The sequence below is a fragment of the Hydrogenophaga flava NBRC 102514 genome (assembly GCF_001571145.1).
Taxonomy (GTDB): Bacteria; Pseudomonadota; Gammaproteobacteria; order Burkholderiales; family Burkholderiaceae_C; genus Hydrogenophaga; species Hydrogenophaga flava.
Window position 1 is genome coordinate 161,187 of record NZ_BCTF01000003.1, and the last position, 13,387, is coordinate 174,573.

Genomic DNA, 13,387 nt, shown 5'->3' on the forward strand with positions numbered 1-13,387 from the left:
TTTCATTCATCGAAGGGATGCCGATCAGGCCACCGTCTTCGCGGTCTCCACGTACTCCTCGATCTGGTCGAAGTTCATGTACTTGTAGATCTGGTCGGCCTTGGCGGTGACCACGCCGGTGGCGGCGAGGTATTCCTCCTTGGTCGGCAGCTTGCCCAGTTTGGACGCCACCGCGGCCAGCTCGGCCGAGCCCAGGAACACGTTGGTGTTCTTGCCCAGGCGGTTCGGGAAGTTGCGGGTCGAGGTGGAGATCACCGTCGCGCCTTCGCGGACCTGCGCCTGGTTGCCCATGCACAGAGAGCAGCCGGGCATTTCGGTGCGGGCGCCGGCGGCGCCGAAGTTGGCGTAGTGGCCTTCCTTGGTCAGCTCGGCCGCGTCCATCTTGGTCGGCGGAGCCACCCACAGCTTGACCGGGATGTCGCGCGCGCCACCCAGCACGGTGGCTGCCGCGCGGAAGTGGCCGATGTTGGTCATGCACGAACCGATGAAGGCTTCGTCGATCTTGGTGCCGGCGACTTCGGACAGGAACTTGGCGTCGTCCGGGTCGTTCGGGCAGCAGACGATGGGCTCGGTGATGTCGGCCAGGTCGATCTCGATCACGGCGGCGTATTCGGCGTCCTTGTCGGCTTCGAGCAGCTCGGGCTTGGCCAGCCAGCCTTCGACCTTCTCGATGCGGCGCGCCAGCGTCTTCGCGTCGGCGTACCCGTCGGCGATCATGTTCTTCATCAGAACCACGTTCGACTTCAGGTATTCCTGCACCGGCTCCTTGTTGAGCTTGATGGTGCAGCCGGCGGCCGAGCGTTCGGCGGAAGCGTCGGAGAGTTCGAAGGCCTGTTCCACCTTCAGGTCGGGCAGACCTTCGATTTCCAGGATGCGACCCGAGAAGATGTTCTTCTTGCCGGCCTTGGCCACGGTCAGCAGACCGGCCTTGATGGCGTACAGGGGGATCGCGTGCACCAGGTCGCGCAGGGTGACGCCGGGCTGCATCTGGCCCTTGAAGCGCACCAGCACCGACTCGGGCATGTCCAGCGGCATCACGCCGGTGGCGGCGCCGAAGGCCACCAGGCCGGAGCCGGCCGGGAAGGAAATGCCGATCGGGAAACGGGTGTGCGAGTCACCGCCGGTGCCCACGGTGTCGGGCAGCAGCAGGCGGTTGAGCCAGCTGTGGATCACGCCGTCGCCCGGGCGCAGCGAGACGCCGCCGCGGCTGCTGATGAAGGCCGGCAGCTCGCGGTGGGTCTTCACGTCGACCGGCTTCGGGTAGGCGGCGGTGTGGCAGAAGGACTGCATCACCAGGTCGGCCGAGAAGCCCAGGCAGGCCAGGTCCTTCAGCTCGTCGCGGGTCATCGGGCCCGTCGTGTCCTGCGAGCCGACGGTCGTCATCTTGGGCTCGCAGTAGGTACCGGGGCGCACGCCCTGGCCTTCCGGCAGGCCGACAGCGCGACCGACCATCTTCTGCGCCAGCGTGAAACCGGCCTTGGTCTCGGCAGGGGCTTGCGGCAGTCGGAACAGCGTGCTGGCGGGCAGGCCCAGGAACTCGCGCGCCTTGGCGGTCAGCGAGCGGCCGATGATCAGGTTGATGCGGCCGCCGGCGCGCACTTCGTCGAACAGCACATCGCTGCGCAGCTTGAACTCGGTGACGGTCTCGCCGTTCTTGACGATCTTGCCGTCGTAGGGCATGACTTCAATGACGTCGCCCATCTCCAGCTTGCTCACGTCCACTTCGATCGGCAGCGCGCCGGAGTCTTCCTGCGTGTTGAAGAAGATCGGGGCAATCTTGCCGCCCAGCGTGACGCCGCCAAAGCGCTTGTTCGGCACAAACGGGATGTCCTGGCCGGTGGCCCAGATCACGCTGTTGGTGGCCGACTTGCGCGAAGAACCGGTGCCGACCACGTCGCCCACATAGGCCACGAGGTTGCCCTTCTTCTTCAGGTCTTCGATGAACTGCATCGGGCCGCGCTTGCCGTCTTCTTCCGGCTTGAAGGCCGCGTCGGGGCGCGTGTTCTTCAGCATCGCCAGGTAGTGCATCGGAATGTCCGGGCGGCTCCAGGCGTCGGGCGCGGGCGAGAGGTCGTCGGTGTTGGTCTCGCCAGGCACCTTGAAAACGGTGACTGTGATGCTCTTGGGCACTTCGGGACGGGTGGTGAACCACTCGGCGTCGGCCCACGACTGCATGACTTCCTTGGCCTTGGCGTTGCCGGCCTTGGCCTTCTCGGCGACGTCGTTGAAGAAGTCGAACATCAGCAGGGTCTTCTTCAGACCTTCGGCGGCCACACCCGCCACTTCGGCGTCGTCCAGCAGCTCGATCAGCGGGTGCACGTTGTAGCCACCCACCATGGTGCCGAGCAGCTCGGTGGCCTTGGCCTTGGAGATCAGGCCGACCTGGATGTCACCGTGGGCCACGGCGGCCAGGAACGAGGCCTTGACCTTGGCGGCGTCGTCCACGCCCGGCGGCACGCGGTGCGTCAGCAGGTCCAGCAGGAAGGCGTCCTCACCGGCGGGCGGGTTCTTGATCAGTTCGATCAGGGCAGCGACCTGCTTGGCATCGAGTGGCAGCGGGGGGATGCCCAGGGCGGCGCGTTCAGCGACGTGGGCGCGGTAGTCGGTCAGGAAGGTCGACATGGCGTTCTCCGGTGGGGTGGGTGATGGTTGGTCTTCGAAAGTCATGCAAGAAACCAGCCACGCACAGTCTCGGGCAGGGCATGCCCGGTCTGGTGCGCGCGCTCGATCACTTGCCAGTAATAGCGGTAGCTGGCGCGGTCGTGCAGCCGGCCTTCGTGCTGCACCGGCGCCCAGTCGGCGGCCTCGGCGCGTTCGACGATGGCCAGCGCGGTGTCAATTTCCGCCTCGGTCGGTGAAAAGGCCGTGACGATGGGCCTGATCTGGTCCGGGTGGATGCTCCACATGCGGGTGTAGCCCAGCTCGGTCGCAGCTTTGCGCGCTGCATTCTGCAGCGCGGCCAGGTCCTTGAACTCGGTCACCACGTTGTGCGAAGGCACTTTGCCGTGCGCGTGACAGGCAGCGGCCATCTCGATCTTGGCGCGCAGCACGTGCGGGTGGCTGAACTGGCCTTCGAGGGTCATGGCCGTGGCGGGGATCGCCCCACCGTGGGCCGAGACGAAGTCCATCAGTCCGAAGCTCAGCGACGCGACGCGAGGATGCGCAGCGATGTCGAACGAACGGTGCACCGCAGCGGGCGACTCGATCAGCACGTGCAGCGGCAGCGCGGTGGCACCGGCGGCGTTCATTGCGGCCACTGCGCGCTCCACATCGGCCGGCGACTCGACCTTGGGCACCATCAGGTGGCACAGGCGCGCACCGGCGCGGCCCGCGATGGTCGCCACATCGGCGTCGAAATGGGGATGGTCCACCGGGTGGACCCGGACGGCGACGCGGGCACCCGCTGGTGCGCCCTGCGCCAACTCGGTGACCAGGGCCGCGTGCTCGGCCTCACCACCGACGGGCGCCCCGTCTTCGCAGTCCAGCGTGACATCGAAGACGCAGGCGCCGAACTCGGCACTCAGTTCGGCCTGCAGCTGCAGGCTCTTCCTCATCCGCGCCTCGACACCGCTGTAGTGGTCGCAGACCGGCAATGCAAATGCACCGGCCTGGGCCCCAGCAAGGATGTCGCGCGGGTGAGGTTTCACGGAGTTACCAGGCGGTTACCAGCTCAGAGCAGGTGCTTGACGCCGTCCTTCTCACCTTCCAGCTCGGCCAGGGTCTTGTTGATGCACTCTTGCGAGAAGGCGTCGATGGGCAGGCCTTCGACGATCTTGTACTCGCCGCCTTCGCAGGTGACGGGGTAGCCGAACATCACTTCAGCCGGAATGCCGTACTCGCCCTTGGACGGGATGCCCATGGTGACCCACTTGCCGTTGGTGCCCAGGGCCCAGTCGCGCATGTGGTCGATGGCGGCGTTGGCGGCCGAAGCAGCCGACGACAGGCCGCGGGCGGCGATGATGGCAGCGCCGCGCTTGCCCACGGTCGGCAGGAAGGTGTTGGCGTTCCAGTCGTGGTCGTTAATGGTGTCCTTGACGCTCTTGCCGTTCACGGTAGCGAAACGGTAGTCGGCGTACATGGTGGGCGAGTGGTTGCCCCACACGGCCAGCTTCTCGATGTCGCCGACGGCGCAGCCGATCTTGGCGGCGATCTGCGAGGCAGCGCGGTTGTGGTCCAGGCGCAGCATGGCGGTGAAGTTCTTGGCCGGCAGGTCCGGGGCCGACTTCATGGCGATGTAGGCGTTGGTGTTGGCGGGGTTGCCGACCACCAGCACGCGCACATTGCGCGAGGCCACGGCGTTCAGGGCCTTGCCCTGGGCGGTGAAGATCTGGGCGTTGGCGGCCAGCAGGTCGGCGCGCTCCATGCCGGGGCCACGGGGACGGGCGCCGACCAGCAGGGCGTAGTCGGTGTCCTTGAAGGCGGTCATCGGGTCGGAGTGGGCTTCGATGCCGGCCAGCAGCGGGAAGGCACAGTCTTCCAGTTCCATGATCACGCCCTTGAGCGCGTTCTGGGCCTTCTCGTCCGGAATTTCCAGCAGTTGCAGGATCACGGGCTGGTCCTTGCCCAGCATTTCGCCGGAGGCGATGCGGAACAGCAGGGCGTAACCGATCTGACCTGCGGCACCGGTGACGGCAACACGGACGGGCTTCTTGCTCATGGTGAAAACTCCAGAAGGGACATTGGAAAGTTGAAAAATCGGGGGGGCGTGACCCCTTGGACAGCCCGCGAGTGTACCCGCGTAAACCCGTAGGCGTCAATTTGTCTTATGTCTTATATAAGATATGATTGCACACTCAAAATAGCGGGCCACGGCGTTGGGTCATTCGCCCGCTCACCCACCGACACCATGGCCTCCGCACATCCTTCGCAGCCCGACCTGTCCCCGGAGGACCCGCGTGCCCCCGCCGATGCGGCAGGCACCGAATCGGCAGCGCTTCTTCAACCGACACCGGCCTTCAGCCCCCTGTACCAGCAGATCAAGTCGCTGATCCTGCGCAGCCTGCAGGCGGGTGAATGGAAGCCGGGGGACATGATCCCCAGCGAATTCGACCTGGCCGCCCGCTTCCGCGTGAGCCAAGGCACGGTGCGCAAGGCCATCGACGAGCTCGCCACCGACAACCTGCTGGTGCGCCGCCAGGGCAAGGGCACCTTCGTCGCCACCCACGCCGAACAGCACATCCAGTACCGCTTCCTGCGCGTGCTGCCCGACGCGAGCGCGCCGGAAGCCCAGGGCCCGGCCGAGCGTCGCATCATCGAATGCCGCCGCCTGCGCGGTCCGGCCGAGGTGGCCAGGCAACTCGACCTCAAGGGCGGCGACTCATTGGTGCAGGTCCGGCGGGTGCTGTCTTTCTCCGGCACACCCGCGATCCTGGAAGACATCTGGCTGCCCGGCACACCATTCAAAGGACTGAGCCTGGAAACGCTCTCCAGCGACAAGGGCCCCATGTACGCCCTGTTCGAAACACAGTTTGGCGTGCGCATGGTGCGCGCCACCGAAAAGATCAAGGCGGTGGCCGCCGATGCCGACGCCGCCGCACTGCTGGGGGTCGAAGTGGGTCACCCGCTGCTGAGCGTGGAACGGCTGGCCTACACCTACAACGACGTGCCGATGGAACTGCGGCGCGGGCTCTACCGAACCGAAACCCGGCACTACCACAACGAACTGAACTGAGTCGCCAACGCGCCGGAGCACGACACATCAAGGCCAGATGTCAGGCTTGGGTATGCTGCGTTGCAATAGAATTTGAAGGTTTGTAATCCGGGTTACCACCGAGTTACAAGCCACCCTTCCAACCCCGAACCCCCACGGAAGAAAGCTCCCACCATGACCGAGTTGACCAAGAAGCGGCCCGAGTTCCGCAACATCAACGCCTTCAAGGACCTGACCACCTACCGCCTGCCCCTGGCCGGCTGGGTGTCGATCCTGCACCGTGCCAGCGGCGGCCTGATGTTCATCCTGCTGCCCCTGATCGTCTGGCTGTTCGACACCTCGGTGTCGTCCGAAATCTCCTACGAACGTTTCAGCGCAGCCTTCTCGGGCGGCATCGGCTTTGTTCCCGGCTGGCTGTTCAAGCTGGTGGTGCTGGCCATCATCTGGGCCTACCTGCACCACCTGATCGCCGGCCTGCGCCACCTCTACATGGACGTCAACCATGCCGTGAGCAAGGAATTCGGCAAGTCCTCCGCCATCGTGACACTGGTGCTGTCGATCGGGCTGACGCTGGTCCTCGGCGCCAAGCTGTTCGGCCTGTACTGATCCCGCGAAAGAAGGAAACCAACATGTCCGTCAACTACGGTTCCAAACGCGTCGTCACCGGCGCCCACTACGGGCTGCGCGACTGGCTCGCCCAACGCATCACCGGCGCGCTCTTCGCCCTGCTGACCCTCATCGTGCTGGCCAAGGTGCTGCTCACCAGCGGTCCTCTGGGCTACGAGGGCTGGGCGGGCATCTTCGCCCCGCAATGGATGAAGGCGCTGACCTTCGCAGTCTTCATCGCCATCGCCTATCACATCTGGATCGGCATGCGCGACATCTGGATGGACTACGTCAAGCCCACGGGCATCCGTCTGGCACTGCACATCTTCACCATCGTCTGGCTCGTGGCCTGCCTGGGCTGGGCTGTTCAAGTTCTCTGGAGACTCTGATCCATGACCACCACCGCATCCCTTTCCAAGCGCAAGTTCGACGTGGTCATCGTCGGGGCCGGCGGCTCCGGCATGCGTGCCTCCCTGCAGCTGGCCCGCGCCGGCCTCAAGGTGGCCGTGCTCTCCAAGGTCTTCCCCACCCGCTCGCACACTGTGGCGGCGCAGGGCGGCGTGTCCGCCTCGCTGGGCAACATGAGCGAAGACAGCTGGGAATACCACTTCTACGACACCGTCAAAGGCTCCGACTGGCTCGGCGACCAGGACGCCATCGAGTTCATGTGCCGTGAAGCACCCAAGGTCGTGTACGAGCTGGAACACTTCGGCATGCCGTTCGACCGCAACCCCGACGGCACCATCTACCAGCGTCCGTTCGGCGGCCACACCGCCAACTACGGCGAAAAGCCGGTGCAGCGCGCCTGCGCCGCGGCCGACCGCACCGGCCACGCCATGCTGCACACGCTCTACCAGGCCAACGTGTCCGCCAAAACCACCTTCTTCGTGGAATGGATGGCGCTGGACCTGATCCGCGATGCCTCCGGTGACTGCGTGGGCGTGACCGCCCTCGAAATGGAAACCGGCGACACCTACGTGCTGGAAGCCAAGACCGTGCTGCTGGCCACCGGTGGTGCCGGCCGCATCTTCCAGTCCTCCACCAACGCCTTCATCAACACCGGCGACGGCCTGGGCATGGCCGCCCGCGCCGGTATCGCGCTGCAGGACATGGAGTTCTGGCAGTTCCACCCCACCGGCGTCGCCGGCGCAGGCGTGCTGCTGACCGAAGGCTGCCGCGGCGAAGGCGCCATCCTGCTCAACAGCAACGGCGAACGTTTCATGGAACGTTATGCCCCCACGTTGAAGGACCTGGCGCCGCGCGACTTCGTGTCCCGCTGCATGGGCCAGGAAATCCTGGAAGGCCGTGGCTGTGGTCCCAACAAGGACTACATCCACATGAAGCTGGACCACCTGGGAGCCGACACCATCCACAAGCGCCTGCCCTCGGTGTACGAGATCGGCGTGAACTTCGCCAACGTCGACGTGACGCGCGAGCCGATCCCGGTCGTGCCCACCATCCACTACCAGATGGGCGGCATCCCGACCAACATCCACGGTCAGGTGGTCGAGCGCGCCAACGGTGAAGACCGTCCGGTCAACGGCCTCTACGCGGTGGGCGAATGCTCCTGCGTGTCGGTGCACGGAGCCAACCGCCTGGGCACCAACTCGCTGCTGGACCTGCTGGTGTTCGGCAAGGCCGCCGGCAACCACATCATCGCCAACGTCAACCCCAAGCAGGAACACAAGGACCTGCCCAAGGACGCCGCCGACAAGACCCTGGCCCGCCTGGCCCGCCTGGACAACGCCAAGAACGGCGAATACGCCCAGGACGTCGCCAACGACATGCGTTCGATCATGCAGGAACACGCTGGCGTGTTCCGTGCGCAAGACAAGATGGACGCTGGCGTGCAGAAGATCAACGCCCTGCGCGACCGTGTCGCCGCCATCGGTCTGAAGGACAACTCCAAGGTGTTCAACACGGCGCGCATCGAAGCGCTGGAAGTCGAGAACCTGATGGAAGCTGCCCAGGCCACCATGACCAGCGCGGCCGCCCGCAAGGAATGCCGCGGCGCCCACCTGGTGCGCGACTACGAGCACGACGTCAACCACCCGACCTGCCCGCTGGGCCGCAACGACGCCGAGTGGATGAAGCACACCCTGTGGTACCAGGACGGCAACAAGCTGGACTACAAGCCGGTGCGCATGAAGCCCCTGACGGCCGAGACGGTTCCGCCCAAGCCACGCACCTTCTGACCGGAATCAGCGAACACAAGGACACTGAAAAATGGCACAACGCACTTTCAAGATCTACCGCTACGACCCGGACAAGGACGCCAAGCCGTACATGCAGACCATCCAGGTCGAACTGGACGGCACCGAGCGCATGCTGCTGGACGCCCTGGTCAAGCTCAAGGCCGTGGACCCCACGCTGTCGTTCCGCCGCTCCTGCCGCGAAGGCGTGTGCGGTTCGGACGCCATGAACATCAATGGCAAGAACGGCCTGGCCTGCCTGACCAACCTGAACACGCTCAAGGGCGACATCGTCCTCAAGCCGCTGCCCGGCCTGCCGGTGGTGCGCGACCTGATCGTGGACATGACGCTGTTCTTCAAGCAGTACCACTCGATCAAGCCCTACCTGATCAACGAGACCCCGGCGCCCGAGCGCGAGCGCCTTCAGAGCCCCGAGGAGCGCGAAGAGCTCAACGGTCTGTACGAGTGCATCCTCTGCGCCAGCTGCTCGACCAGCTGCCCCAGCTTCTGGTGGAACCCCGACAAGTTTGTTGGCCCCGCCGGGCTGCTGCAGGCCTACCGCTTCATCGCCGACAGCCGCGACCAGGCCACCAGCGAGCGTCTGGACAACCTGGAAGACCCGTACCGCCTGTTCCGTTGCCACACCATCATGAACTGTGTGGACGTCTGCCCCAAGAGCCTGAACCCGACGAAGGCCATTGGCAAGATCAAGGAACTGATGGTGCGCCGCGCCGTCTGATCCCGCGTTTATGACCATGGATGCCAGCCCCGGTGACGCCTTGCTCGATGCCCCGGCATTGAGCAAGCTGCGCTGGCGCTGCCGCCGTGGACTGCTCGAGAACGACCTGTTCATCGAGCAGTTCTTTGCCAGGCACGAAACTGGCTTGACTGTCAGGCAGGCCGAAGCTCTGGGGGTTCTAATGGATCTCTCCGACAACGATCTGCTTGATCTGTTGCTCGGCCGCAAGAAGCCCGAGGGCGATCAGGCCAGCGACGACGTCACTCAGGTGCTGGGCATGCTTCGCGCTGCCCGACGACCCGATTAACCTCTACCAGGAACCCGCATGAAACTCGTAGACAACAAAGCCACCCTGTCGTTCTCCAACGGCAGCCCCAGCGTCGAGATGCCGGTATACGGCGGCAGCATCGGCCCGGACGTGATCGACATCCGCAAGCTGTATGCACAGACCGGCATGTTCACCTACGACCCCGGCTTCCTGTCCACGGCGTCCTGCCAGTCGGCCATCACCTACATCGACGGCGACAAGGGCGAGCTGCTGTACCGCGGCTACCCGATCGAACAACTGGCCACCCAGGCCGACTACCTCGACACCTGCTTCCTGCTGCTCAACGGCGAACTGCCGAACGAAACGGAACGCGGCGACTTCCACAAGCTCGTGACCAACCACACCATGGTCAACGAGCAGATGCAGTTCTTCCTGCGCGGCTTCCGTCGCGACGCGCACCCGATGGCCGTGCTGACCGGTCTGGTGGGCGCCCTGTCGGCCTTCTATCACGACAGCACCGACATCAACAACCCGAAGCACCGCGAGATCGCGGCGATCCGCCTGATCGCCAAGATGCCCACGCTGGTGGCCATGGCCTACAAGTACGGTGTCGGCCAGCCCTACATGTACCCGCGCAACGAGCTGAGCTACTCGGGCAACTTCCTGCGCATGATGTTCGGCACGCCGTGCGAGGACTACAAGGTCAGCCCGGTGCTGGAAAAGGCCCTGGACCGCATCTTCATCCTGCACGCCGACCACGAGCAGAACGCCTCCACTTCCACGGTCCGCCTGTGCGGCTCGTCGGGCACCAACCCGTTCGCCGCCATCGCGGCCGGCGTGGCCTGCCTCTGGGGCCCGGCCCACGGCGGCGCCAACGAAGCCTGCCTGAACATGCTGGAAGACATCCAGCGCCAGGGCGGTGTCTCCAAGGTCGGCGAGTTCATGGAGAAGGTCAAGGACAAGAACAGTGGCGTCAAGCTGATGGGCTTCGGACACCGCGTGTACAAGAACTACGACCCGCGCGCCAAGCTGATGCAGGAAACCTGCAACGAGGTGCTTGCCGAACTGGGCCTGGAGAACGACCCGCTGTTCAAGCTGGCCAAGGAACTGGAAAAGATCGCGCTGGAAGACGAGTACTTCGTCAGCCGCAAGCTCTACCCGAACGTCGACTTCTACTCCGGCATCGTGCAGCGCGCCATTGGCATCCCGGTCAGCCTGTTCACCGGCATCTTCGCTCTGGCCCGCACCGTCGGCTGGATCGCCCAGCTCAACGAGATGCTGGCCGACCCCGAGTACAAGATCGGCCGTCCGCGCCAGTTGTTCACGGGCTCGGCTCGCCGCGACGTCCCCGCCAGCTTCAAGCGCTGATCCAGCCTTCCTTGCCGCACAAAACCCGCCTCTGGCGGGTTTTGTTTTTGCGGGGTCTGACATCGTCAACCACGATGCCATTCAACCATCAAACAAGGGAAAATACTGAAAGTCATCTTGATATGCGATGACTCTCCAATGAACACCCCCGACCGCGCCTTCACCCGCCGACTCGACCTCACCACGCTGCAGCTCTTCGTGGCGGTGTGCGAGCGCGGCAGCATCGGCAAGGCGGCCGAGACCGAGTTCATGGCACCGTCGGCGGTCAGCAAGCGGCTGTCGGATCTGGAGACCACGGTCGGCACGCCCCTGCTGATGCGCCACGCGCGCGGCGTCACACCCACCCCGGCCGGCCAGAGCCTGCTGCACCACGCCCGCTCCGTGCTGTTCAGCCTCGACAAGATGCAGGGCGAACTCTCGGAGTACGCCGATGGCGTGCGCGGCCATGTGCGGGTGCACGCCAATATCTCGGCAACGGTGCAGTTCCTGCCCGAGGACCTGGGCGGATTCATCCGCGCGCACGACGCGATCAAGATCGACCTCGAAGAACACCTCTCGACCGAGGTGCTGCGGGCGGTGCAGGAAGGCGCGGCCGACCTGGGCATCTGCCATGTCGGAGGCGACGACCCGATCCAGGGTCTGCAGACCCTGCCCTACCGCCAGGACCGGCTGGTGCTGATCGTACCGGCCCGCCATCCGCTGGCCAGGCACACGGCCATGGCCTTCGCCGACAGCCTCGAATGGGACCACGTCGGCCTGCACGCCAACAGCTCCATCTACCGCGCCATGCACGCCGCCGCCACCGCCAGCGGCCGCAACATCCGGCTGCGCATCCGCGTCTCAGGCCTGGACGCCATGTGCCGCATGATCCACAACGGACTGGGCGTCGGCCTGATGCCTCGCCGCGCCTTCGAACTGATGCAGGGCGCTGGCGATCTGCAGGCGGTCGATCTCACCGACGACTGGGCCACGCGCCACATCGACCTGGTGGCGCGCGACTTTTCCAGCCTGCCCGTCAGTGCCCGGCTGCTGGTGGACCACCTGTCCACACAGGCCGCCGGGCCCGCCACCCCGACCTAGAATTTCAAGCCCCACAGGAGAACCCCACCCCATGGCACGCACGCTCTACGACAAGATCTGGGACGAACACGTCGTCCATACGGAAGAAGACGGCACGTCCGTCCTCTACATCGACCGCCACCTGGTGCACGAAGTCACCAGCCCGCAGGCCTTCGAGGGCCTGCGCCAGGCCGGCCGCAAGGTCTGGCGCGTGAGTTCGGTGGTCGCCACCGCCGACCACAACACGCCCACCACCGGCTGGGAACTGGGCTACGACGGCATCACCGACCCGATCAGCAAAGAACAGATCACCACGCTGGACAGCAACATCAAGGAATTCGGAGCCGCCGCCTTCTTCCCCTTCATGTCCAAGCGCCAGGGCATCGTGCACGTGATCGGCCCCGAGAACGGCGCCACCCTGCCCGGCATGACCGTGGTCTGCGGCGACTCGCACACCTCCACCCACGGCGCATTCGGCGCGCTGGCGCACGGCATCGGCACCTCGGAGGTCGAGCACGTGATGGCCACGCAGACCCTGCTGGCCAAGAAGGCCAAGAACATGCTGGTGAAGGTCGAAGGCCAGCTCGCCAAGGGCGTGACCGCCAAGGACATCGTGCTGGCCATCATCGGCAAGATCGGCACCGCCGGTGGCACCGGCTACACCATCGAGTTCGCCGGCAGCGCGATCCGCTCGCTGTCCATGGAAGGCCGCATGACGGTCTGCAACATGGCCATCGAAGGCGGCGCGCGCGCCGGTCTGGTGGCCGTGGACGAGAAGACCATCGAGTACGTCAAGGGCCGCCCGCTGGCCCCGACCGGTGTCGAATGGGACCAGGCCGTCGCCTACTGGAAGACGCTGCACTCCGACGCCGGCGCGCACTTTGACGCCGTGGTCGAGCTCGACGCCACGCAGATTCTGCCGCAGGTCACCTGGGGCACCTCGCCCGAGATGGTGCTGGGCGTGGACGCCCGCGTGCCCGACCCCGAGAAGGAGAAGGACGCCAGCAAGCGCGGCGCCATGGAGCGTGCGCTGACTTACATGGCGCTCGAACCGGGCAAGCCGCTGGCCGACATCTTTGTCGACAAGGTCTTCATCGGCTCCTGCACCAACAGCCGCATCGAGGACATGCGCGAGGCCGCCGCGGTCGTGAAGAAGCTGGGCCAGAAGGTCGCCAAGAACATCAAGCTGGCGATGGTCGTGCCCGGCTCCGGTCTGGTGAAGGACCAGGCCGAGCGCGAGGGCCTGCACGAGATCTTCAAAGCCGCCGGCTTCGAGTGGCGCGAGCCCGGCTGCTCGATGTGCCTGGCCATGAACGCCGACCGGCTGGAGCCGGGCGAGCGCTGCGCCAGCACCAGCAACCGCAACTTCGAAGGCCGCCAGGGCGCTGGCGGTCGCACCCACCTGGTCTCGCCCGCGATGGCCGCCGCCGCGGCGATCCACGGCCATTTCGTAGACATCCGCACCATCGCCTGAACGCCATTCCCGAGCGCTTTCCCAAGGAGTC

12 protein-coding genes are annotated in these 13,387 nt (G+C 65.4%); 9 read left to right on the forward strand and 3 right to left on the reverse strand.

The genetic code is table 11. From position 1 onward, the window contains the following. Positions 1 to 24: 24 nt before the first annotated feature. From acnB to HFL01S_RS04130, 3 genes are read right to left on the reverse strand one after another with little or no spacing between them, the layout of a single operon-like run. Positions 25 to 2,622, reverse strand: a complete 2,598-nt coding sequence (gene acnB, locus HFL01S_RS04120) for a bifunctional aconitate hydratase 2/2-methylisocitrate dehydratase (protein ID WP_066255069.1) — start codon at positions 2,620 to 2,622, stop codon at positions 25 to 27. A gap of 41 nt (positions 2,623 to 2,663) precedes the next feature. Continuing rightward, positions 2,664 to 3,647 (reverse strand): HpcH/HpaI aldolase/citrate lyase family protein, encoded by a 984-nt coding sequence (locus HFL01S_RS04125; RefSeq protein WP_245644729.1) that lies wholly within the window; start codon positions 3,645 to 3,647, stop codon positions 2,664 to 2,666. A gap of 23 nt (positions 3,648 to 3,670) precedes the next feature. Next, complete coding sequence (locus tag HFL01S_RS04130) at positions 3,671 to 4,657, reverse strand: malate dehydrogenase (protein ID WP_066255075.1); 987 nt, start codon at positions 4,655 to 4,657, stop codon at positions 3,671 to 3,673. Between the two features lie 189 nt (positions 4,658 to 4,846). On the opposite strand from HFL01S_RS04130, the gene HFL01S_RS04135 reads away from it, so the two are divergent. From HFL01S_RS04135 to leuC, 9 genes are all read left to right on the forward strand, one after another. Continuing rightward, positions 4,847 to 5,671, forward strand: coding sequence for a GntR family transcriptional regulator (locus HFL01S_RS04135; protein ID WP_066255077.1), 825 nt, complete (start codon positions 4,847 to 4,849; stop codon positions 5,669 to 5,671). A 153-nt stretch (positions 5,672 to 5,824) separates the two neighbouring features. Further along, positions 5,825 to 6,256: a succinate dehydrogenase, cytochrome b556 subunit gene (gene sdhC, locus HFL01S_RS04140; RefSeq protein ID WP_066255080.1), complete on the forward strand. Its 432-nt coding sequence runs from the start codon at positions 5,825 to 5,827 to the stop codon at positions 6,254 to 6,256. A gap of 23 nt (positions 6,257 to 6,279) precedes the next feature. Next, positions 6,280 to 6,645, forward strand: coding sequence for a succinate dehydrogenase, hydrophobic membrane anchor protein (sdhD, locus tag HFL01S_RS04145; protein ID WP_066255081.1), 366 nt, complete (start codon positions 6,280 to 6,282; stop codon positions 6,643 to 6,645). Between the two features lie 3 nt (positions 6,646 to 6,648). Beyond that, positions 6,649 to 8,451, forward strand: coding sequence for a succinate dehydrogenase flavoprotein subunit (gene sdhA / locus HFL01S_RS04150; protein WP_066255083.1), 1,803 nt, complete (start codon positions 6,649 to 6,651; stop codon positions 8,449 to 8,451). 31 nt (positions 8,452 to 8,482) lie between these two features. After that, the gene (locus HFL01S_RS04155; protein WP_066255086.1) at positions 8,483 to 9,187 is read left to right on the forward strand and encodes a succinate dehydrogenase iron-sulfur subunit; all 705 of its coding nucleotides are present in this window, start codon (positions 8,483 to 8,485) and stop codon (positions 9,185 to 9,187) included. A gap of 10 nt (positions 9,188 to 9,197) precedes the next feature. Further along, positions 9,198 to 9,494, forward strand: coding sequence for an FAD assembly factor SdhE (locus HFL01S_RS04160; RefSeq protein WP_439648596.1), 297 nt, complete (start codon positions 9,198 to 9,200; stop codon positions 9,492 to 9,494). Positions 9,495 to 9,512: 18 nt separating this feature from the next. Then, a complete protein-coding gene (locus HFL01S_RS04165) occupies positions 9,513 to 10,823 on the forward strand; it encodes a citrate synthase (protein ID WP_066255089.1) in 1,311 nt (436 codons plus the stop codon). A gap of 138 nt (positions 10,824 to 10,961) precedes the next feature. After that, positions 10,962 to 11,903, forward strand: a complete 942-nt coding sequence (locus HFL01S_RS04170; RefSeq protein WP_066255091.1) for a LysR family transcriptional regulator — start codon at positions 10,962 to 10,964, stop codon at positions 11,901 to 11,903. Positions 11,904 to 11,934: 31 nt separating this feature from the next. Beyond that, complete coding sequence (gene leuC, locus HFL01S_RS04175) at positions 11,935 to 13,356, forward strand: 3-isopropylmalate dehydratase large subunit (RefSeq protein ID WP_066255094.1); 1,422 nt, start codon at positions 11,935 to 11,937, stop codon at positions 13,354 to 13,356. Positions 13,357 to 13,387: the final 31 nt, after the last annotated feature.

Coding starts and splice junctions, on each gene's coding strand:
- acnB (WP_066255069.1), bottom strand. CDS start 2,622: ATGTCGACCTTCCTGACCGACTACCGCGCCCACGTCGCTGAACGCGCC.
- HFL01S_RS04130 (WP_066255075.1), bottom strand. CDS start 4,657: ATGAGCAAGAAGCCCGTCCGTGTTGCCGTCACCGGTGCCGCAGGTCAG.
- HFL01S_RS04135 (WP_066255077.1), top strand. CDS start 4,847: ATGGCCTCCGCACATCCTTCGCAGCCCGACCTGTCCCCGGAGGACCCG.
- sdhC (WP_066255080.1), top strand. CDS start 5,825: ATGACCGAGTTGACCAAGAAGCGGCCCGAGTTCCGCAACATCAACGCC.
- sdhD (WP_066255081.1), top strand. CDS start 6,280: ATGTCCGTCAACTACGGTTCCAAACGCGTCGTCACCGGCGCCCACTAC.
- sdhA (WP_066255083.1), top strand. CDS start 6,649: ATGACCACCACCGCATCCCTTTCCAAGCGCAAGTTCGACGTGGTCATC.
- HFL01S_RS04155 (WP_066255086.1), top strand. CDS start 8,483: ATGGCACAACGCACTTTCAAGATCTACCGCTACGACCCGGACAAGGAC.
- HFL01S_RS04160 (WP_439648596.1), top strand. CDS start 9,198: ATGACCATGGATGCCAGCCCCGGTGACGCCTTGCTCGATGCCCCGGCA.
- HFL01S_RS04165 (WP_066255089.1), top strand. CDS start 9,513: ATGAAACTCGTAGACAACAAAGCCACCCTGTCGTTCTCCAACGGCAGC.
- HFL01S_RS04170 (WP_066255091.1), top strand. CDS start 10,962: ATGAACACCCCCGACCGCGCCTTCACCCGCCGACTCGACCTCACCACG.
- leuC (WP_066255094.1), top strand. CDS start 11,935: ATGGCACGCACGCTCTACGACAAGATCTGGGACGAACACGTCGTCCAT.